This is a genomic window from Thainema salinarum CENA647, from assembly GCF_057732415.1.
Genome location: NZ_JBYJZJ010000022.1, coordinates 827,927 through 847,461, shown reverse-complemented (window position 1 = coordinate 847,461; position 19,535 = coordinate 827,927). Strand labels below are relative to the sequence as shown.

At 49.4% G+C, this 19,535-nt stretch carries 19 protein-coding genes and 2 tRNA genes; 11 read left to right on the top strand and 10 right to left on the bottom strand.

The window, feature by feature from the left end; genetic code table 11:
* Positions 1 to 9: 9 nt before the first annotated feature.
* Positions 10 to 1,287 carry a glycosyltransferase family 4 protein gene (locus AC286M_RS10530; protein ID WP_488204339.1) on the bottom strand — a complete coding sequence of 426 codons (1,278 nt, stop codon included), beginning with the start codon at positions 1,285 to 1,287 and terminating at the stop codon, positions 10 to 12.
* A 668-nt stretch (positions 1,288 to 1,955) separates the two neighbouring features.
* Here AC286M_RS10530 and AC286M_RS10525 point away from each other — a divergent pair.
* Positions 1,956 to 2,044 (top strand) — tRNA-Ser (locus AC286M_RS10525).
* 67 nt (positions 2,045 to 2,111) lie between these two features.
* Here the strand turns inward: AC286M_RS10525 and AC286M_RS10520 are convergent.
* Together AC286M_RS10520 and psb34 are read right to left on the bottom strand one after the other, a co-directional pair.
* On the bottom strand, positions 2,112 to 2,669 hold the full coding sequence (locus tag AC286M_RS10520; protein ID WP_488204338.1) for a peroxiredoxin family protein: 558 nt from the start codon (positions 2,667 to 2,669) through the stop codon (positions 2,112 to 2,114).
* Between the two features lie 201 nt (positions 2,670 to 2,870).
* Positions 2,871 to 3,041 carry a photosystem II assembly protein Psb34 gene (psb34, locus tag AC286M_RS10515; protein WP_488204337.1) on the bottom strand — a complete coding sequence of 57 codons (171 nt, stop codon included), beginning with the start codon at positions 3,039 to 3,041 and terminating at the stop codon, positions 2,871 to 2,873.
* Positions 3,042 to 3,450: 409 nt separating this feature from the next.
* Here psb34 and argC point away from each other — a divergent pair, with 409 nt between their 5' ends.
* Positions 3,451 to 4,506 (top strand): N-acetyl-gamma-glutamyl-phosphate reductase, encoded by a 1,056-nt coding sequence (argC, locus tag AC286M_RS10510; RefSeq protein WP_488204336.1) that lies wholly within the window; start codon positions 3,451 to 3,453, stop codon positions 4,504 to 4,506.
* A 160-nt stretch (positions 4,507 to 4,666) separates the two neighbouring features.
* On the opposite strand, the gene AC286M_RS10505 is transcribed toward argC, so the two are convergent.
* The 4 genes from AC286M_RS10505 to AC286M_RS10490 all read right to left on the bottom strand — a co-directional run bounded on the left by AC286M_RS10505 (position 4,667) and on the right by AC286M_RS10490 (position 6,759).
* Positions 4,667 to 4,906: an ATP-binding protein gene (locus tag AC286M_RS10505; protein ID WP_488208827.1), complete on the bottom strand. Its 240-nt coding sequence runs from the start codon at positions 4,904 to 4,906 to the stop codon at positions 4,667 to 4,669.
* Between the two features lie 188 nt (positions 4,907 to 5,094).
* Positions 5,095 to 5,598: a sensor histidine kinase gene (locus AC286M_RS10500; protein WP_488204335.1), complete on the bottom strand. Its 504-nt coding sequence runs from the start codon at positions 5,596 to 5,598 to the stop codon at positions 5,095 to 5,097.
* A 171-nt stretch (positions 5,599 to 5,769) separates the two neighbouring features.
* Entirely contained in the window at positions 5,770 to 6,243 is a 474-nt protein-coding gene (locus AC286M_RS10495; RefSeq protein WP_488204334.1) for a hypothetical protein, read from the bottom strand.
* Between the two features lie 105 nt (positions 6,244 to 6,348).
* Positions 6,349 to 6,759, bottom strand: coding sequence for a type 2 periplasmic-binding domain-containing protein (locus AC286M_RS10490; RefSeq protein WP_488204333.1), 411 nt, complete (start codon positions 6,757 to 6,759; stop codon positions 6,349 to 6,351).
* Positions 6,760 to 6,920: 161 nt separating this feature from the next.
* Between AC286M_RS10490 and AC286M_RS10485 the strand changes: the two genes are divergently transcribed.
* Both AC286M_RS10485 and mnmG read left to right on the top strand, forming a co-directional pair.
* Positions 6,921 to 7,553, top strand: a complete 633-nt coding sequence (locus AC286M_RS10485; RefSeq protein WP_488204332.1) for a cell division protein SepF — start codon at positions 6,921 to 6,923, stop codon at positions 7,551 to 7,553.
* 104 nt (positions 7,554 to 7,657) lie between these two features.
* Complete coding sequence (mnmG, locus tag AC286M_RS10480; RefSeq protein WP_488204331.1) at positions 7,658 to 9,583, top strand: tRNA uridine-5-carboxymethylaminomethyl(34) synthesis enzyme MnmG; 1,926 nt, start codon at positions 7,658 to 7,660, stop codon at positions 9,581 to 9,583.
* 69 nt (positions 9,584 to 9,652) lie between these two features.
* On the opposite strand, the gene AC286M_RS10475 is transcribed toward mnmG, so the two are convergent.
* Together AC286M_RS10475 and psbX are read right to left on the bottom strand one after the other, a co-directional pair.
* On the bottom strand, positions 9,653 to 10,582 hold the full coding sequence (locus tag AC286M_RS10475) for a Ycf66 family protein (protein ID WP_488204330.1): 930 nt from the start codon (positions 10,580 to 10,582) through the stop codon (positions 9,653 to 9,655).
* Between the two features lie 400 nt (positions 10,583 to 10,982).
* Complete coding sequence (psbX, locus tag AC286M_RS10470; protein ID WP_488204329.1) at positions 10,983 to 11,102, bottom strand: photosystem II reaction center protein PsbX; 120 nt, start codon at positions 11,100 to 11,102, stop codon at positions 10,983 to 10,985.
* 253 nt (positions 11,103 to 11,355) lie between these two features.
* On the opposite strand from psbX, the gene AC286M_RS10465 reads away from it, so the two are divergent.
* Complete coding sequence (locus AC286M_RS10465; RefSeq protein WP_488204328.1) at positions 11,356 to 11,664, top strand: YggT family protein; 309 nt, start codon at positions 11,356 to 11,358, stop codon at positions 11,662 to 11,664.
* 78 nt (positions 11,665 to 11,742) lie between these two features.
* On the opposite strand, the gene accC is transcribed toward AC286M_RS10465, so the two are convergent.
* Positions 11,743 to 13,101 (bottom strand): acetyl-CoA carboxylase biotin carboxylase subunit, encoded by a 1,359-nt coding sequence (accC, locus tag AC286M_RS10460; RefSeq protein ID WP_488204327.1) that lies wholly within the window; start codon positions 13,099 to 13,101, stop codon positions 11,743 to 11,745.
* Between the two features lie 341 nt (positions 13,102 to 13,442).
* On the opposite strand from accC, the gene AC286M_RS10455 reads away from it, so the two are divergent.
* The 6 genes from AC286M_RS10455 to AC286M_RS10430 all read left to right on the top strand — a co-directional run bounded on the left by AC286M_RS10455 (position 13,443) and on the right by AC286M_RS10430 (position 19,420).
* Positions 13,443 to 13,524 (top strand) — tRNA-Leu (locus AC286M_RS10455).
* A gap of 168 nt (positions 13,525 to 13,692) precedes the next feature.
* Complete coding sequence (locus AC286M_RS10450) at positions 13,693 to 14,547, top strand: MOSC domain-containing protein (RefSeq protein WP_488204326.1); 855 nt, start codon at positions 13,693 to 13,695, stop codon at positions 14,545 to 14,547.
* A gap of 169 nt (positions 14,548 to 14,716) precedes the next feature.
* Positions 14,717 to 15,703, top strand: a complete 987-nt coding sequence (locus AC286M_RS10445) for a 2-hydroxyacid dehydrogenase (RefSeq protein ID WP_488204325.1) — start codon at positions 14,717 to 14,719, stop codon at positions 15,701 to 15,703.
* A 205-nt stretch (positions 15,704 to 15,908) separates the two neighbouring features.
* Entirely contained in the window at positions 15,909 to 17,204 is a 1,296-nt protein-coding gene (locus tag AC286M_RS10440) for a polysaccharide biosynthesis/export family protein (RefSeq protein WP_488204324.1), read from the top strand.
* Between the two features lie 85 nt (positions 17,205 to 17,289).
* Entirely contained in the window at positions 17,290 to 17,718 is a 429-nt protein-coding gene (locus AC286M_RS10435) for an FKBP-type peptidyl-prolyl cis-trans isomerase (RefSeq protein WP_488204323.1), read from the top strand.
* A gap of 553 nt (positions 17,719 to 18,271) precedes the next feature.
* Positions 18,272 to 19,420, top strand: a complete 1,149-nt coding sequence (locus AC286M_RS10430; protein ID WP_488204322.1) for a tetratricopeptide repeat protein — start codon at positions 18,272 to 18,274, stop codon at positions 19,418 to 19,420.
* Positions 19,421 to 19,535: the final 115 nt, after the last annotated feature.

The following is a 19,535-nucleotide window of genomic DNA, read 5'->3' as shown; positions in this document are numbered from 1 at the left end:
TGCTGTTCTTTATGCGGTTGCAGAGGTTAGCGTCAAATTCTGATCGCTCTCTGCCAACAGTTTGCAATAAAGATGGCTCAATTCTGCGGCAATGCCGTCCCAGCTAAATTGCTGTTCAACTCGCTGACGGGCATTTTGGCCGAGTTGGTGCTGCCAATCAGGATTATCCAGAATTCGCTGAATCGCTTGAGCAAACCCAGCCACATCTTTCGGTGGCACTCGCAACCCCGTTTGTTCTGGAATCACGGTAAATTGCAGTCCACCGACATCGCTGGCAACCACAGGTGTACCGCTGGCCATTGCTTCAATTGCAACCAATCCAAAGGGTTCATAGTGACTGGGCACCACCACCACATCAGCGGCAGCATAGTAAATCGGCAAGTTGTCATCACTGATCCGGCCTGGGAACTCGGTGAATGATTCCATACCTAAACTGTTCACAATGCCTTCGATGCGATCGCGTTCTTGACCATCGCTGCGACCGGGACGACTGCCGCCTCCAATTACAAGACGCAAGTTGCGATCGCAATTCGCTGACTGAATCTGATTGACGGCTCGCACCAGAGTTTCAATGCCCTTTCGGGGATCGAAACGACCCACATAGAAAATCATTTGGGTGTCCAAATCGATCCCTAAATGCTGCCGCGCCTGAATGCGGCTGATTGATCCGAAGCGCTCAACATCCGTCGCGCAGGGAATCACCTCGGTGTACCCTTGGCGAGAAACCAGCGATCGCAGATGTTGTTCTTCTTGTGGACTCGTCGCCACTACCCGATTAGCCTGCTCTAAACAGGCTTTTTCGACAGCCAGCCGAGTTTTAGCAATCAGCGGCACCATCGACGTGTTTTGATATTTCACAGCCCCCAGCGAATGATAGGTATGCACCAGCTGAATGTTTTGCCGCGTTTTCAGCTCTAGTCCAACCCAGCCCGACAGCCAATAATTTGTGTGGATGAGGGGATAACGAATTCCCAGTTCTCGCTGGGTGTCTAGGAATTGCTCGACAAAAATCGGCAAGCTATTAAAAATTTCATCGCGGGGAATAAAGTCTGCCTCGCCAGCCGTTAAGCGAATGGTGCGGCAGTTATCGGCATGCTGAACAATCGGCTCTTGCTCAGGGCTGGTACGGCGAGTGAATAAGTCCACCTGCCAGCCTTGACGAGCCAGTGCTTCCCCGACACAGCGGACATAGACATTTTGGCCACCCGCTTCTTCTTTACCAATTTCAACGGCAGGATCGCCATGAACAGAGATCAAGGCAATGTGGTTTAAATTTTGGGATAACATAATGTTTCTAAAAATTCTTCAAAGAATTGAATTCACAGCTCTTTCTGGTACTCCAACTCACTGAATCAAGTCAGGAGCAGCCACGTAACGGTAAACTCAAAAAACTACGAGCACAAAAAAACTAAAAACTAAAAATCACGAGAATTCGAGTGCCGCACCTGTATCTGCGAATGAAAGCTGGATTAGTTGTAAGTGTTGTATCTAAACGCTGTCAGTCTGCACAGGTGATTGGATAGCCAAAAACTAATGACCGATTGGTAGCAATACTGCTAAAACTAACCGTATTGCCTGTTTTTGTTCTAAAACGTAGCGTCAGGGAACTTCATCAGTCTAAAAGTGCATTCATATTGTATGAAGCTACTCTATGGGCATACGTTAATTTTGATTGCAAATCCATAAAAAAGTGTGCTTTATCGATCACATTTGACGATTAATCTCTTCATCAAACCTAGAAAAGACATTTGGCCGTAGACGGAAGCGCATCAATATAGAAAGCGTTTTCTTCAGAAAGAGCAAACTGCTGTGTTGATGATTCGTCAATAAATCATCTGTAATCCTTGACTGGTCTATTGTTCAGCAACTTAAGGCACTAATTTTTGTCGAAAATCTGTGCGATCGCACTCAACTTTGGCAGCCTCATCTGTTATGATAATTATCCAGTTCCGCTTGGAGAGATGGCTGAGTGGTTGAAAGCGGCTCCCTGCTAAGGAGTTATGGGGGTTAAACTCCATCGAGGGTTCGAATCCCTCTCTCTCCGTTGATAAAAACCAATAACCAGAAGAGGGCGATCAGCTAAGCTGACCGTTCTCTTTTGGTTTTGCAACTCATACACAACAAGCCTGTGCGACGGACAGCAACCCGTCTACATCCGCATTGTGAGATAAAAACGAAAAGAGATGGGCATACTGCAAGCGTCCCGTTTGATCGAGCAAAAACTGCGCCGGCAGTGGCGCACCCAGCGCTTGCCCCAGCCCATAGCGGCGAAAGACCTCACAGGTCGGATCGCTGAGTAACGGAATTTTTAGCCCCAGATCGCGTACGACGATTGTGCTTTGGTCATAGTCCGTACTCGTAATCATGAATACGTCTACGCCAAGTTGCTGAAATTGCTGATACTGACGATTCAGTGCTTGAATATGGGGAAAGCAGAGCGGACAGTACTGATTTTCAGTAAAAATGCGCGTAAAAGCCAGGAGAATTGGTCGTTTTGCCTGAATCAGTTGGGACAGCCGAATGATCTGCGGCTGCTGAATGCAAAAGAGTTCAAAATCAGGTGTTGAATTGCCCAGCGACAAAACAGGGCGAGCGGGCTGAGGCAACAAGTTTTTCAGAAATCGGCGATTGACAAGTCCCTCAAAGTTGGTGGAGGTAAGTATAGGCATCTGTCAGTGATCAATCAACGACTCAACGGCGACAGTGAATGACGGAAGGAGAGGCGACGTGGCGATCGTGAGATCGCAAAAACGTGAGCACTCAGAGTGCTTTGAGTGCTTAAAGCCAAAACACCCGCCGCTTCGTCTAGAAACAGCAGGTGCGTTAAATTCTGATTTGGATCAAAATCGTTTTATTTAAGAATTAATATCTTATGAAACAGAAGCAGCTACGAAAAATAGACCACCAATAAGTGCGATCGCACCAGCGCCTAAAATGACGTAGTTAATCATTTGCCCTTTAGAAGGGGGTTCTGCTTCATACATCTTTGGTTCAACTGCAAAGTTGTTTAAGCGACCACCCTCTTCACTCGTATATGGCATGTGAAATCCTCAATACATTTCTTATTAGACCCACTGTAACTTAACTTAACAAAAAATACAAATACACCGCTGGTTGTATTTTGATCTGTAACGCCAAAGCCCGGATGCTGCCTGCGTCATGTATCGCCAACAACATCTCTGGGGATCAGCGGATCAATCTGAATATTTGGTACTACAATCCAATCACGACTGTTAGGGAAAGCTGTCAAATTCAACTGTCAAGATTTGCTCACAGCTAAAACTCAACGCCCAACTGCGGAGGGAGACACCATTTCCCTGCTCCACATATCATGACTCTGCAAAGTTGATGCGGCAGCGTCAACTGGTTTTGGCAAGACGTTGACAGTTTTTTGACAGACCGAGATAACCAATACTACTGTTGACATTACGTTTGTGTAGGCGATCGATTATGGGCGATTCTGAGCTATCCATCGGAATTATTGGTGCATCGGGTTACGGCGGCATTCAACTGGTTAGGCTCCTCAGCGAACACCCCAAAACAGAGATTGTGTATCTCGGTGGTGATAGCAGCGCCGGGCAAGCTTTTTCCGATATTTATCCTCATCTGACGCGCCAGTTTGACTTGAAAGTAGAAGCAATTGACTTAGACGAAATCGCCCGCCGCTGTGATGTTGTGTTTCTATCCCTGCCGAATGGCTTAGCCTGTGAGATGGCTCCGCCCCTACTAGAGAAGGGCTGCAAGGTGCTGGATCTGTCAGCCGACTACCGCTTCTCTGATTTGGGCACCTATGAAATGTGGTATGGCAAAGAACGGCAGGACAAAGCCGTCGCGGAAACAGCAGTGTATGGTCTGCCGGAGCTATATCGCGATCGCATTGCCGAGGCGCAACTGATTGGCTGTCCGGGCTGCTATCCCACCGCGAGCTTGCTGGCTCTGTCGCCGTTGATGAAGCAAGGCTTGATTTTGACCGAAACTGCCATTGTCGATGCCAAATCCGGCACATCCGGCGGCGGACGGCAGGCTAAAACGCACTTGTTGCTGGCTGAAGCTGATAATTCCTTAGCGGCCTACGGCGTGGCCCGTCATCGCCACACACCAGAAATTGAGCAAATCTGCAGCCGCCTAGCCGGACATGAAGTGCTCGTGCAGTTTACGCCTCACCTGATCCCGATGGTGCGGGGAATTTTGGCAACGGTTTATGCCACGCTGCGCGATCCAGGACTGGTACGTGATGATTTATTAACGATCTACAGTGCCTTCTATCGCAACTGTCCCTGGGTAAAGATGCTGCCCAACGGCGTCTATCCTCAAACCAAATGGGCCTACGGCACCAACAATTGCTACATCGGCATTGAGGTTGATCCCCGCACCGATCGAGTTATCGTCATGTCGGCGATCGACAATTTGATGAAGGGGCAGGCGGGTCAAGCCGTACAGTGTCTGAATATCATGATGGGCTGGGAGGAAACGTTAGGACTACCCCAAATGAGCTTCTACCCATAGGGTTGATTTGAAGCCTGGTTAGAAAACCCGTGCCTGATGGTGTGAAACTTTGGCTGTGCAGGCATTTCACACCATTAGATTGGCGTTTGGATTGACATTAGGTCACAAGCAATAACCATTAATCACTGAGTATCCGGTGGCACCAGCATGATGGTGGGGTCTAGTTCTTCGTCACTGTCGGTTTCAGACCTTGTTTCTGGCAAAAGGATAGGCGTTCTGTGATTGGCATGTAGCACGGCAGTTCAATCACAAACTCAGCGCCTTCGCCTATGGTGGAGTAGCATGTCAGCTGGCCATTGTGTTTCCCCATAATAATTTGGTGGCTAATCGATAGACCTAAACCCATACCTTTGCCAACGGATTTAGTGGTGAAAAAGGGGTCAAACAGCCGTTCCTGAATTTCTGTCGGAATTCCAGAGCCGTTGTCACGAATGCGGATGCGAACTCGCTCGGGTTCAGCGGTGGGATCGGTTGGATTGATGACGGCTTCTGTTTAAATTGTGATGGTGCTGGGGTTAGCCTGAATTTCTGGCCAAGTCCGGTTGCGATCGCACTCTTCCAGCACATCAATAGCATTGACCAAGATGTTCATAAACACCTGATTGACCTGTCCGGCATAGCATTCAACCCGAGGCAAATCTCCATATTGCTAATCACCTGAATTGCAGGATGCTCAGGTTTCTCCCTCAGCCGACTCTGCAAAATCATTAGGGTACTATCCAGTCCCTCGTGCAAATCTACCGATTTAACCTCAGCCTCATCTATACGCGAAAACACGCGCAGGGACATCACAATATCTCTAATCCGATCAGCCCCTGATCTCATTGAGTGCAGCATTTTGGGCAGATCAGTCATCAAGAACTCTAGATCAATCGCTTCAATCTCATCTTGAATCTCAGCATTTGGATCAGGATAGTGCTGCTGGTAAAGGGCAATCAGCCCCAACAAATCGTCAATGCTCGTTTCCGCATGCACAAGATTGCCGTAAATAAAGCTCACGGGATTATTAATTTCATGGGCTACCCCGGCGACCAGTTGACCCAGACTGAACATCTTTTCACTTTGCACCAGTTGAGCTTGCGCCTGCCGCAATTCGGCCAGCGTTTTTTCAAGCTGTTCTGACTTACGCCGCTCATTGGCTTCGCTGTCCCGCAGTTCGGCCTCAATTTCTTTCCGACGCGAATTTCAAGCTAAAGTTGGAGATAGGATTCCAGCTCCTTGAAGACAGTGCTAAAGGTCTCGGCCAAGAATTGAATTTCGTTATTAGGCAGATGAGACGGCGGCTGAAAACTGCCGGTTTTCTGGCTCTGCTTCACGGTTTGGGTGAGCTGGCGCATGGGTTCCAAAACGTTGTGCTGCACCAACAGCGCCATGAGCCCCAAAATGACGGCTGCCCCCCCCAAACATGGTAATGGTAAAGGCGAGAAAGGTTGATTGTGCCTCTTGCTGCATTTGATGCAGATCGACAATTGCGATCGCAAGTCCGCGTTGACCCGCACCGAATAGGGTGCTGCTAAACGGCAAAATATCCACCAGCACGGGAGTACCACCGACAGTTGTCTGAAGATTGGTGGCTACTCCGGTACGAGCGGCTGTTTCTAAAACAGGAATCAAATTGGGATAATCTCGCACAAACGACTCATCCCCGACCGCAGATGGACTGCGCGCCAATGTTTCCCGATTGGGTGATAAAATCGCGATTTCGACCACACCTGGTAGAGTCGCGTAATTCTGCACAAGCCGACAACTTTTCCTTTCAGCTCAGCCACCGAAGTAATGCCGGCTTGGGCCACAATGCCATCGGAACCATGCGATACGTTGGTTGCCATAATGAAAGCCGGATTATGCTCTCCCGGATCGGCCTGCAATATCCCACAGCGAGACAAACGCCGCATCTAACGACCCGCGCAGCAGCGCTCGTACCGTATCTTGAGCAACATCGAATCGCACAAATTCGACCTCTAGTCCCCGTTGCTCAAAAATGCCTGCGTCGGAGCCATACAGCGCCACATCAAATCCCGGCCAGCTATTCAGACCCACCCGCAACGGCTTCACGTTTAGTTCAGATGTGCCCGTGCAGAAATCCCGGTCAGCACCGTTAGACTGAGCGCGATCGCAAATAAGCCACTCAGAAAAGAACTTCGACGGATTAAACGAGATGCTAAATACAGCATGACTCCATCCTTTGGCAAGAGAAATATGGCATTTTGCCTCAGAATGCCCAAAAGCATCTGGATTTAACAGGTGATGCACTGGTTTATCAGCTAAAAAGTGATCAAAGATCTGAATTTAAGCGATCTAAATCACTGAATAAAACTCAGCTTGATGCTCAAGAATCCGCATCTTTACTCTGGCAATAACAATCTAAAAATGATATAAAAAAACAGAACATGCGAACTAAAGGTGGCATGGCTATGGGTTTATTTCAGCGCATACAAGATTCTTTGGGCTGGAGCGAGGCGAGTCAATACGACTATGTCTACGATGCCAACCAGGATGCCGATTATGACAACGGCTATGATGCGCCAACCGCATCCGCCTATCCGACTCCTCCATCGCCACAGGCGGTTCCAGGTGCTTCCCTGCCGCCCACTGTAAATCCAATGCCCGCTGGTAATCCCGCCAATAACAATATTGTGGCGATGCCGGGTTTGGGGCTAAAGCATGTTGAGTTTATGGTACTGGAACCCGATTCATTTGAAGATATGCCACGTGCGATCGCAGCTCTACGCGAACGTAAGGCCGTTATCCTCAACCTCGATCGGATGGATCCGGATCAGGCTCAGCGCGCCGTTGACTATGTCGCTGGCGGCACGTTTGCCATTGATGGTGACCAAGAACGTCTCGGTGAAACCATCTTTCTCTTCACACCCAGCTTTGTCCACATTAATCGTGCAGGCAGCGCAGATACGGCATCCCATTCGGCACCGGCAGCACATAACCAACCTGTACAGCAGCCTAGACCCACGTCATCCGGCGTACCACCCTTTGTCCCTAACACGTCTAGTTATGCCTATCCACCAGCCTATTCTCAACAGCAGTACTAAGCTCCCTAATTCAGGTTCCTCATAGCCGATCAGAATCGATCTGCAACTCCAAGCCTCGATCGCAACCGCTAAAATTGAGACTGTGTCCTTCAACGGGTTGAGGTATGGTCAGGCTCGCAAATGTAGAGTTTTTAGATGAATTTGATGTCGTCGTCGTCGGAGCCGGACATTCGGGTTGTGAAGCGGCTTTAGCCACAGCGCGATTGGGCTGTCGGACGCTGCTGCTGACGCTCAACCTCGACAAGATTGCCTGGCAGCCCTGCAATCCTGCTGTCGGCGGGCCTGCCAAATCACAACTGACCCACGAAGTCGATGCCTTGGGTGGCGAAATTGGCAAAATGGCCGATCGAGCCTATCTGCAAAAGCGAATTCTTAACAGCTCGCGTGGGCCAGCGGTCTGGGCACTGCGGGCGCAAACCGATAAGCGCGAATATGCCGCCATTATGAAAACCATCGTGGAGAACCAGGACAATCTGGTGATCCGCGAGGGCATGGCGACGGATTTGGTTATGGGCCACAACGATGAAGTTGTTGGCGTGCAGACCTATTTTGGTGTGGCGTTCAAGTGCAAAGCCGTCATTTTGACGACCGGAACGTTTCTGGGGGGATGTATCTGGATTGGCAACAAGTCAATGCCGGCGGGACGAGCCGGGGAGTTTGCGGCAATTGGCTTAACGGAGACCTTGAACCAGCTCGGTTTTGAAACAGGACGACTAAAGACGGGTACCCCTGCCCGTGTAGATCGGCGCTCCGTAGACTACTCCAAAATGGAAGCACAGCCCGGTGACGAGGATGTCCGCTGGTTCAGCTTCGATCCCGAGGTCTGGATTGAGCAGGAGCAAATGCCCTGTTACTTGACGCGGACGACGGCAGAAACGCATCAAATTATTCGGGATAATCTGCACCTTTCACCCGTCTATGGCGGCTGGGTCGATGCTAAAGGGCCACGCTACTGTCCGAGCATTGAGGATAAAATTGTTCGATTTGCCGATAAAGATAGCCATCAAATCTTTATAGAGCCAGAAGGCCGCGACAGTCCAGAGCTGTATATCCAAGGATTTTCCACTGGACTGCCGGAAATGCTTCAGCTCGCCATGCTGCGATCGCTACCTGGATTGGAACATTGCGCCATGCTGCGGCCTGCCTATGCGGTGGAGTATGACTACCTGCCTGCTACGCAGTGTTTCCCGACCCTGATGACGAAAAAGATCGAAGGTCTGTACTGCGCAGGTCAAATCAACGGCACTACGGGTTATGAAGAAGCAGCGGCCCAAGGCATTGTCGCAGGCATTAATGCCGCGCGGTTTGTACGCGGTCAAAATGAGGTAATTCTGCCCCGCGAAGGCAGCTATATCGGGACGCTGATTGACGATCTCTGCACCAAAGATCTGCGGGAACCGTATCGCATGTTGACCTCGCGCTCTGAGTATCGGCTGCTGCTGCGATCGGATAATGCCGATCAGCGGTTGACGCCGCTGGGGCGCGAGATTGGTTTGATTGATGACCGCCGCTGGCAGTTGTTTCAGCACAAGCAGGAAAACATTGCGGCAGAGAAAGAGCGCCTCTACGAAACGCGGGTTAAAGAGCATGACGAGATTGGTCAGGCGATCATGCAGGATACGCAGCAGCGGATCAAAGGCTCGATTACACTGGCAGATTTGCTGCGGCGGCCCGGATTTCACTACGCCAATTTGGAGCACTACGGCTTGGGGCAACCCGCGCTAGAGCGCACTGAGAAAGAAGGCGCAGAAATTGACATCAAGTACTCTGGCTACATTCAGCGCCAGCAAAATCAGATTGACCAAGTGCTCAAACAGGCCAATCGCAAGCTGCCGTCCGATTTGGATTATCACCAAATCGAAACGTTATCGAAAGAAGCACGGGAAAAGCTGGCTCAGGTGCAGCCGCTCACGATCGGTCAAGCCTCTCGCATTGGTGGAGTCAATCCCGCCGATGTGAACGCTCTGATTGTGTACCTGGAACTGAGATCGCGCCAAAAAGCAGCCGCAAAACAGGAAGCTGCTATCTAATCGAATCAAAAAAGAGGGCTGGCAGCGCAGCACGCTACCAGCCCTCTCTTGCATTAAATCCAAACTGCGTTAACTCAAGTTCAGTGGCTGATCGGGACGATCATCTGGGTTAACGGCACTGTAATCGACATAATTACTGGGAGCCATCGGCTCATCCTGGTTGGTTGCCGCCGGATTATGAGCATCAAACCGAGCTGCTGTCCGGGTTGGAGCTGGAGAGCGTCGCGCATCATCTAGCGAAGAGGGACGGTTGCCGAGTGGACGGGAAGACGGACGCGCTGGCCGATCGTTCCAATCATTCCAACGTTCGTTATTAGCAGGTGGACGGCTACTGTACGGATCGGCAGGTGGCTGCTGAGTGTATGAACTGGGTGGCTGATTGTAGGGACGATCAGGAGTGCGATCGCGACTATCCGAGCAAGATGGGCGCATTCCCCGCTCAGAGCGGTCTGGCATATTACCTGGTAAACGACCGATGACGCCATTATTCGGTGGGGTTCCTGGCCGATAGCTGCTGTAAGCATCGGGAGGAGCACCCCGATAATCATCGTAGTAAGGCTCTTCCCGTCCCCCGATCATGGGCCGATTCGCATAATAGCGGTCGTCAGGCATGTAGTCTCTGCGATCCAACTCTGCTCGCACATTGGTTCGAGGGCCAGGCCGATAGTCCGGACGGCTGGGAGGTCGATAGTCATCGCGTCCGCCATCGTATCCTCCCACAGGTGGAGCCACGCGGGGATCCAGCGGTGTACGGGAGTAGATATTTTGGATCGTGAGACTGATCAGCGATAGCACCACGATGAGTTGCTGCATTGCTGCCGGAAACGACATATCCCATTCCGTCAACAGGATGATCCCTGCTATCAAGAATGCGAACGCATAGATCTTATCGATATCGCGCTCATAACCAGGCTTTAGCCGATTCAGAAAAAACAGCGCCACAGCGCCAACAATCATGATGATTCCCAACAGCAGGGGAACGGGAGTACCAAAACCCACAGTAAATTCCTCTCAAGGTGACAACTCAGCACCAAAGCCGCAGACAGCCTATATCAACATCGACATACACCAAACGTGCAGTCTTGTTCGGCCACTACAGGTTTAAGTATTAGCCAAGCACTTAAACGCAAAATCAGTTGTTTTTTGCAACACTGATGATTAAATCATCATGCCCATTCTAGCGAGCCTCAAGCAGCTTCACATAGCTTATATAGTATCAAGTTCGTTTATGGAAGCTAAACTCCTAACGAATACTGTATGCATACCGTCAGTAGTAAACCGACTGGGCAAATCGCTACAGACTGTAAACCGCTCACATTCTCCGTTAAACCTAAACAATAGGGACGTACATTCGTACGTCCCTTGGAAGTCAGATGCAGCTTACTAACCCTAAAAGGTTCTAGCTACGCTGAATTTTGTCGCGTTGGCTAATAAAGATCAAGGCAACAGTGGCAGGAATAACAACGATTGCTGCACCCGCTACCAGGCTTAAAATGAAATTCATCAAAGATGGAGTCATAATGGCTTACCTTTCCGAAAGGTTGAAACGTTGACTTTATTAACTTAATTTTATAGGGCTGTTACAGTCTTGAGAAGCTTGATTGTAACTAAATTTGCTGAACCGTACCTAAAACAGCAAGTTACCGCTAGACCGCTTGCCTTTACAAAAGGTTATAATTTGCTTAGATCTCTCCACAACACAAACAAAATCAACAGATATCGCTAAAGATGCGCCACGGGTAGCCGCTTTGGTCGATGATAACGACAACAAGATGATGCAACTGGATGGGTTGAACGACATGACGCTTGAAACTGCTGCAACTTGGGTTCTTGGGCCTCTACTCGGACTCATGATCCTGCTGTTTATTTTCCGGATCGTGCTGACCTGGTATCCTCAAGCTGACCTGAACCGTCTGCCCTTTAATTTAGTCGCTTGGCCAACAGAACCATTTCTCATTCCCGTCCGGAAGCTGATCCCACCGTTGGGTGGTGTTGACATCTCCCCCATCATCTGGGTCGGGATTTTGAGCCTGGTACGCGAAATCCTACTCGGCCAGCAAGGTTTAGTTCACATGATGTAACTAGCTGGTAGGCACTTTGATTGTTTTCCACGACCAAAAAAGACGGCGCTGCCGTCTTTTTTGGTGCCTACCTAGTAATCAGGTTTGTGTAGACGGCATCATAACCTTGTCTACAAAGTCAGTAAAGACATCGCCAGCCAAAAACTGGGGCGTTTCTAGCACCTTCTGATGAAAACTGATGGTAGTGGGCAGTCCGGTGATGGCGCACTCACGCAGTGCCCGCCGCATACGGCGAATTGCTGTAGGTCGATCTGGCCCCCAGACAATGAGTTTGCCAATTAGTGAATCGTAGTAAGGCGGAATTTCATAGTCTGTATAGACATGGGAATCCATGCGTACACCATTGCCGCCGGGAGGTAAGTAACCGTTGATTCGCCCCGGATGAGGCCGGAAATTATGTGCTGGATCTTCAGCATTAATGCGGCATTCGATGGCGTGACCTCGTAAACAGATCTCATCTTGGGTAAACGAGAGCCGTTCGCCTTGAGCCACTCGGATTTGCTCTGCAATCAGGTCTAACCCCGTGACAACTTCAGTGACGGGATGCTCAACCTGGATGCGGGTATTCATCTCCATGAAGTAGAAGTTGCCGTGGGCATCGAGCAAAAATTCTACCGTTCCGGCTCCAACGTAGTTAATGGACTGAGCGGCTCGTACTGCAGCCTGACCCATTTTTTCGCGCAGAACTGGATCAAGAGCCGGACTGGGAGCTTCTTCCAGTAATTTCTGGTGGCGACGCTGAATTGAACAGTCTCGTTCACCCAGGTGAACAACGTTACCATAGCTGTCGGCTAAAATTTGAAACTCAATGTGGCGAGGACGTTCGATAAATTTTTCCAGATAAAGCCCAGGATTGCCAAAGGCTGCTTCGGCTTCACCTTGTGCTGCCGAAAATAGCTTCAATAAATCGCCTGGATCGCGTACTAGGCGCATACCACGGCCACCGCCGCCAGCCGTGGCTTTGATCATGACTGGGTAGCCGATCCGATCTGCGATCGCAAGTGCATCCTGGTCTTCCAGTACTAAACCATCACTGCCCGGTACAGTGGGTACACCCACCCGCTGCATGGTTGCCTTGGCCGTGGACTTATCGCCCATCGACAGCATGGCTTCTGGAGTAGGGCCAATGAAAGTAATTTGGTGATCAGCACAGATTTCAGCAAATTTGGCGTTTTCGGCCAAGAAACCGTAGCCGGGATGAATCGCAGAGGCGTTGCGCGTCAAAGCCGCAGCGATAATGTTAGGGATATTCAGGTAGCTTTTGCTGCTGGGAGCTTCGCCAATGCAAACGGCTTCATCCGCGAGCTGAACATGGAGCGCATGCTTGTCCACTGTCGAATGGACGGCAACCGTGGCAATCCCAAGTTCCTCGCATGTTCGAATGATGCGTAGCGCAATTTCCCCTCGGTTCGCAATTAAAATCTTGGAAAAGCTCATCTGGTAGCCGATGCTGTCTTTTAGAAACGATTATCTGACTGTATCTTGACGGTAGTTAATCCTACCATGTGGTTGAGCCTTGCTCGTCAATCAATTGATGATTGAGTAGCGGCGGTTGATGATGATTTCGGGCGGGTAAACAGAGCCCACGTCACACACAACACGCACAATCAGTCTCTTTTGAGGATTAGCAATGATTTTACTTGTCAGAGGGTTGCAAAGGTAGCATAATGGTCTATGCTGATAAATCGCAGTTGGTTCTGTTTATTGATCTGTCAACAGGATAAAAGTAACTGTTCAGGTTACCGATCAGCTCAGATTCTAGAAAGCGTATATCCCACGCGGATGTGGTGGAATTGGTAGACACGCACGCTTGAGGGGCGTGTGGCGCAAGCCTTGCGAGTTCGAGTCTCGCCATCCGCATATGTTACATAACTGTCAAAAACAATTGGCAACAACAGACTGCTATTGTCATTAAGGGCTCAGTCCACCATGAATGACAGTGAAGGGTGATAATGGACTCTTTAGTCTGAATTCTATTTTGAATTCGGGCGTTCAATCAGTCCATTTATGATTGCTGGAGTTGGATGCATGCCCCCCATCACCCTAAGCGGTCTGTATATTTATCCGATTAAATCTGCCGCTGGTATTTCCCTGTCAACGGGGCAGGTTGAAACACGGGGGCTACAGTACGATCGGCGTTGGATGTTGGTGGATCAAGCGGGTCAGTTTATGACTCAGCGTCAGCATCCGCGCATGGCTTTGATTCAAGTTGCGATCGCAGCCGAGGAGGGACGATTGGCGATCGCAGCCCCCCAAATGCCGCCGCTCTCGGTTCCCTTACAACCAAACCGCAAAGGCCAGCTTTCGGTTCAGGTTTGGCGGGATATCTGTGGCGCGATTCCACTAAATGATGAAATTAATGAGTGGTTTAGTCGATTTCTCAACGTGCGCTGCCAGTTGGTCTACATGCCAGACTCATCGCGTCGGCTGGTAAATCATCCGCTCCTGTCGAATCAGCTCGTGAGTTTTGCCGATGGCTATCCGTTTTTGCTGATTTCTCAGGCATCGCTGGATAACCTCAATCAGCAGTTAGCTCATCCTGTGCCGATGGATCGATTTCGGCCTAATTTTGTTGTAGATGGCGTGCAGGCTCACGAGGAAGATACCTGGAGCCAAATTCAGATTGGCCTTGTGTCGTTTCAGGTGGTAAAGCCCTGTTCGCGCTGTATTATGACCACGGTGGAGCAATCGACTGCCGTACGGAGCAGTGAACCGCTACGGACATTGGCCAAATATCGGCTGTGGGATGGCCAAATCTGGTTTGGTCAGAACCTGATCCAAAACGAGCTAGGTACCGTACAAGTTGGCGAAACGGTAGAAGTCCTCGCAACGCGATCGCAATCCAGCGACAGCGCAACCCGTGATGCCACTTCCATGAATTAACCCAGTCATAGTGCAATTTAATCGAGCAATTGTAGATCTGGAACCATTGTTTAGGGCTGCTGGTTGCGATCGCAACAGCGATTTCTGACTATCGTTTGATACATTTGAAGCGCTGTTGACGATACCATCACTGGCGAAGACCTAATCCGCCCGTGGTGCTGCAAGATTTATGAAAGTTGCTGTTTTTAGTACAAAACCCTACGATCGCTCTTCGCTTCGCTCAACCAATGAGTCCTATGGGCATGACCTCACTTTTTTTGAGCCCCGGCTTACTCCAAGTACAGTCAAACTAGCAGAGGGATTTCCAGCGGTTTGTGTCTTCATCAACGACCAGCTTGACCATGAGACGTTGAAGACCTTAGCGGATCAGGGGACGCACTTTGTAGTTTTGCGATCAGCTGGCTACAACAACGTAGATTTAGATGCCGCCAAGCAACACGGTATTACAGTGGCGCGGGTGCCTGCTTACTCACCTTATGCGGTGGCAGAACATGCGGTGGGCCTCATTCTCACTCTCAATCGCAAACTGCATCGGGCTTATAACCGCACCCGTGAGGACAACTTTGCCCTCAGTGGCCTATTGGGGTTTGACCTGCACGGCTCTACAGTAGGCGTTGTCGGCACAGGTAAAATCGGCGAATGCTTTACCCGGATTATGCATGGCTTTGGCTGTAAGCTGCTAGCTCATGATGTACAGCAAAATTCAGCCTGTTTAGAACTGGGGGTACAATATGTCGATATGCCTGAGCTACTATCGCGCTCCGATATTGTGTCACTCCACTGTCCGCTGCTGCCAGATACCTATCATTTGATCAATGGGGATTCTCTTCAGCACTTGAAGCGAGGCGCAATGCTAATTAATACCAGTCGGGGTGGACTGATTGATACCCGTGCTGCCATCGATGCCATCAAAGACGGCACAATCGGCTATCTGGGCATTGATGTCTATGAAGAAGAAGCCGATTTGTTTTTTGAGGATTTGTCTGACGTTGTGATTCAGGACGAGACATTTCAACTTCTGCAATCATTCACCAATGTGGTGATCACAGCTCACCAAGCCTTTTTTACGCAAAATGCATTGGATGCGATCGCACATACAACGCTTTCTAATCTGGCGGATTTCGAAGCCGATCGCGCCTGTCCCAACTGCGTTTAATACGTTTCGGGTATTTCCGGTTCTCGGCGACGTGAGGCGAGAGACGTGGGGAGTGAAGCAAATTGTAGCTCAGCACTAGACCCATCAGTAGGTCGGCGTCTTTACCACAACACCACGATCACCATCCGGATCAGCCATCGAGTTTGAGAAAAAGGAAACAAGCATCATCTTTGCCCGTCTTGAAGCAAAAACAAGCGAGTTGATTATGGCTTGGTTTCCTAAATCTCCACGATTTTTATGCGGTAGCGCGGCTTTGGTCTCGCTCTGGATGTTGTCAGATTGTGAGATCGCACAATCGCTTCAGCCAGTTTATGAACCTCTTGCAATCAGCAATAGCAATCTTGCTCTGACCGTTCAGCCCAATCAGCACCAGCATTCTAGCCCTCAAGCAGATAGTTTAGATAATCTGGAGTCCCAACACTATATTGCCGACTATCCGGTACAGACCACTCCCCTACCGGAACTCTCGCCTGGAGGCAATTCCGCTAGTCCATCTACTCGCTACGACATTTTCAACGAAAATAATCAAGATTCTCATGTGCCACCACAGGCTGCACCCACTACACCCACGATTAGCGATCGCTATACCTTAGGACCTGGAGATCGCGTTGCTATCAGCATTTTTGGGGCAGAGCAATACAGTGGTGAAGCGCTGATTCTAACCGATGGCACGGTGAACTTACCAACTGCTGGCAGTGTTGCGGTTCAAGGTTTGACCTTTACAGAAGCGGCAGATGCGATCGCAGTGGCCTATCGTCCCTATTTACGGCGAGCCGTTGTGACGGTTTCTCCCCTAGCTCTGCGTCCGGTACGAGTTGCGATCGCAGGTGCCGTCAAACGTCCAGGTTCCTACACGATTTCACTAGAGCAGCGACAAGAAGGCGGATTTCCCACGCTGACCGAAGCGATTCAGCTTGCTGGCGGTATTACACCACGTGCCAATCTTCGAGAAGTAGAAGTCCAGCGAGCCTCTTCTGGTAGTCCTGATCAGTCGATGACGGTTAACCTGTGGGAGCTCGTCACCAATGCAAATCTGAGTAAAGACATTACGCTGCAAAGTGGTGATTCTATTTTTATTCCCACAGCAGAAGCGCTCACGGCAGCGGAAGCGATTCAAATCGGTTCGACCAGCATCTCACCCGAAACGATTACGGTATTTGTGATTGGCGAAGTTGAATCCCCTGGCCCCATTCAAGTTGCCCCCAATACGCCGCTCAATCAGGCCCTCCTCTCAGCCGGTGGATTTGATCCGGTGCGAGCTGAAAAGGATGAAGTCAATCTAGTGCGGCTCAATCCAGATGGCACTGTCGTCGAACGAGAGATTGAAATTGACTTAGGGAATGAGTTGAGTGAAGAGAATAATCCTGCACTGCTCGAAAATGATGTCATCGTTGTCGGACGCTCTGGGTTAACCCGTTTTTCTGACTCAGCTGGTCAGATTACAAGTCCCATTGGCCGCATTCTATCTACCGTCTTTGGCATTTTTAATATTTTTGATTAATTGGAAATCTCTAGAAATGCCTAAGGCCTGAGGGGTAATTGCCAAGTAGTTGTTAAGGTGGCACTAGATAACGAGGCAACTTCTTATGTCACAAGTCAAAACCGGCGATACAGTCAAAGTACACTACACCGGGAAGCTCGAAGACGGAACGGTCTTTGATTCCTCTGCAAACCGTGAACCGCTAGAATTTTCCGTTGGATCAGGCGGCATCATCCCTGGATTTGAGTCTGCTGTGATGGGAATGAGTCCGGGCGAATCCAAAACGGCTAGTATTCCTCCTGATCAAGCCTATGGTTCCCACAATCCGGAACGGGTGGTTGTGGTTGAGCGCCAGCAAATTCCAGCGGATATCCCACTGGCAGTTGGTCAGCAACTCCAGATCGGCCAACCCAATGGCCAAGCAATTCCAGTGCTTGTCACTGATGTATCCGAGAGTAAGGTAACGCTGGATGCAAATCATCCGCTAGCAGGCGAAAAGCTCATATTTGATATTGAGCTAGTCGAAATTGTGTAAGTTTCGCCTAGCCATCCCGAAAAGAGGAGTGATGTTTGTTTCGAGGACAACCATCACTCCTCTTTTTTGTCCAAGAAAAATCAATCAAAAACTATCCAATAAAAAACCGACATCTCTCACGAAGAAAGCTGTCGGCAGTTGTGTGTTCCCTGTTGATGACTCGGCTAGAGTTGAGTCTATATAGAGTATGCGCGATTCACCATTAGAGAAATACGATCTCAATCAACTTACGACGTGATCTCCGTCACAGTACTGAGTGACCATTTGAGGGATAGGTTAAATATGACGGCATCTAACGGTTGATGTCCGCAAAGTACCGTATTTTCTAGGACGTCTTTACTCAGTAGGCATTTTCAGAAATGCGGAATATCACGGTGGGGGCTAGCCATTGATTTATCTAAAGTTAAAGAACAAATCGAAGAATGTGAAGTGGAGGAGTGGTTCGCAAGCGTATTCCAACTGGAAGACTATTGCACACTCCTATTTTCTTGCCTCAGTGCCTCTTCGCATGATGCTTTAATTGCACTGACTTGTGAAGGATGCTTTGCTTGCGATGAATGCAAAACCATTTCCAGTTGATGATTACTCTAGTGATGCCCAAAACCGCATCACCCGACTGTCTCGTGGCACAATTCCAGCTTTATCTCGAAGCAAAGTAGATTCAACGAGTGCTTCAGCAAACGATGCTTCGCTGATTAAAGTAGATTCAACGAGTGCTTCAGCAAACGATGCTTCGCTGATTGCTGAAGCGAGGGAATCTGGCAGTCCCGCAGAAGCTCGATGCCAAAGGGGTATCCAGCAATATCGTACGGGCCATTTTCAGTCGGCTTGTGCATTGTTAGAAGAAGCTTTAGAACAGTGTCGCCAGCTCAATGAGGATGGACTGCCATTAGAAGGAAAAATTTTAAGCTGGTTAGCGCTGACCTACTATTCGCTAGCTGAGTACGGGGCGTCTATTACGTGTGGACGCCAAAGCTTAATGGTTGCTCAAAATCTTGGAGATATTGAACTTGAGCATCAGGCATTGGCTAATTTAGGGAATGCGTATCGACATTTGCAAGACTATGGCAAGGCCATTCAATATAAACAGCAGGCTTTGGAACTGGCTCAACGTTTAAATGATCCAATGAAAGAAATGGCTGCGCTGAACAACTTAGGCATGGTTTACCGGGCGCGCGGCGACTACGATTCGGCCATCAGCTATTACAAAGCAAGTCTTGCGATCGCACAAAATCTACAAGAACATGCCATTGAAAAACAAATCCTACGGAACCTCGGCAACGCAGCCCACGCGATGGGGAACTATGCCGATACCGTTAACTACTATGAGCGAGTTTTGAGCATCGCACAACAGCAGCAAGATCCGCGTAGTATTAATCAAATTCTGCGCAACTTAGCCAATGCTTGCAGTACCATCGGCGACTACCAAAAAGCGATTCATTACCTACAACAGCGGCTAGAACTGGCTCAGCAGCACGGAGACTACCGGAGTGAAGAACAAACGTTAGAAAGCCTTAGTACCGCCTACAGTGCATTAGGACAACAAAACAAGGCGCTCGACTGTTGCGAACAGCGATTAACCATCGTACAGCAAATGAAAGATTCTCGTTTAGAACAGCAGGCGCTTAACAAGCTGAGAATGTTGTGCTACGCCACTGGGAATTTCAGCAAAATTGCTCAGTATCAAGTCTGGGATGCATAGTATGTAAATCTTGCTTGAACACACAGCAGTAATTGATATTTTTGGCCTGTGATGTAGTATTCCTTAAATAAGGTTTACGCATCTACTCCGTAGAATTATGGTAATTGCTCAACTC

Coding starts and splice junctions, on each gene's coding strand:
- psbX (WP_488204329.1), bottom strand. CDS start 11,102: ATGACTCCATCTTTGATGAATTTCATTTTAAGCCTGGTAGCGGGTGCA.
- AC286M_RS10465 (WP_488204328.1), top strand. CDS start 11,356: ATGATGCAACTGGATGGGTTGAACGACATGACGCTTGAAACTGCTGCA.
- accC (WP_488204327.1), bottom strand. CDS start 13,101: ATGAGCTTTTCCAAGATTTTAATTGCGAACCGAGGGGAAATTGCGCTA.
- AC286M_RS10530 (WP_488204339.1), bottom strand. CDS start 1,287: ATGTTATCCCAAAATTTAAACCACATTGCCTTGATCTCTGTTCATGGC.
- argC (WP_488204336.1), top strand. CDS start 3,451: ATGGGCGATTCTGAGCTATCCATCGGAATTATTGGTGCATCGGGTTAC.
- AC286M_RS10520 (WP_488204338.1), bottom strand. CDS start 2,669: ATGCCTATACTTACCTCCACCAACTTTGAGGGACTTGTCAATCGCCGA.
- psb34 (WP_488204337.1), bottom strand. CDS start 3,041: ATGCCATATACGAGTGAAGAGGGTGGTCGCTTAAACAACTTTGCAGTT.
- mnmG (WP_488204331.1), top strand. CDS start 7,658: ATGGTCAGGCTCGCAAATGTAGAGTTTTTAGATGAATTTGATGTCGTC.
- AC286M_RS10440 (WP_488204324.1), top strand. CDS start 15,909: ATGGCTTGGTTTCCTAAATCTCCACGATTTTTATGCGGTAGCGCGGCT.
- AC286M_RS10435 (WP_488204323.1), top strand. CDS start 17,290: ATGTCACAAGTCAAAACCGGCGATACAGTCAAAGTACACTACACCGGG.
- AC286M_RS10485 (WP_488204332.1), top strand. CDS start 6,921: ATGGGTTTATTTCAGCGCATACAAGATTCTTTGGGCTGGAGCGAGGCG.
- AC286M_RS10430 (WP_488204322.1), top strand. CDS start 18,272: ATGAATGCAAAACCATTTCCAGTTGATGATTACTCTAGTGATGCCCAA.
- AC286M_RS10450 (WP_488204326.1), top strand. CDS start 13,693: ATGCCCCCCATCACCCTAAGCGGTCTGTATATTTATCCGATTAAATCT.
- AC286M_RS10445 (WP_488204325.1), top strand. CDS start 14,717: ATGAAAGTTGCTGTTTTTAGTACAAAACCCTACGATCGCTCTTCGCTT.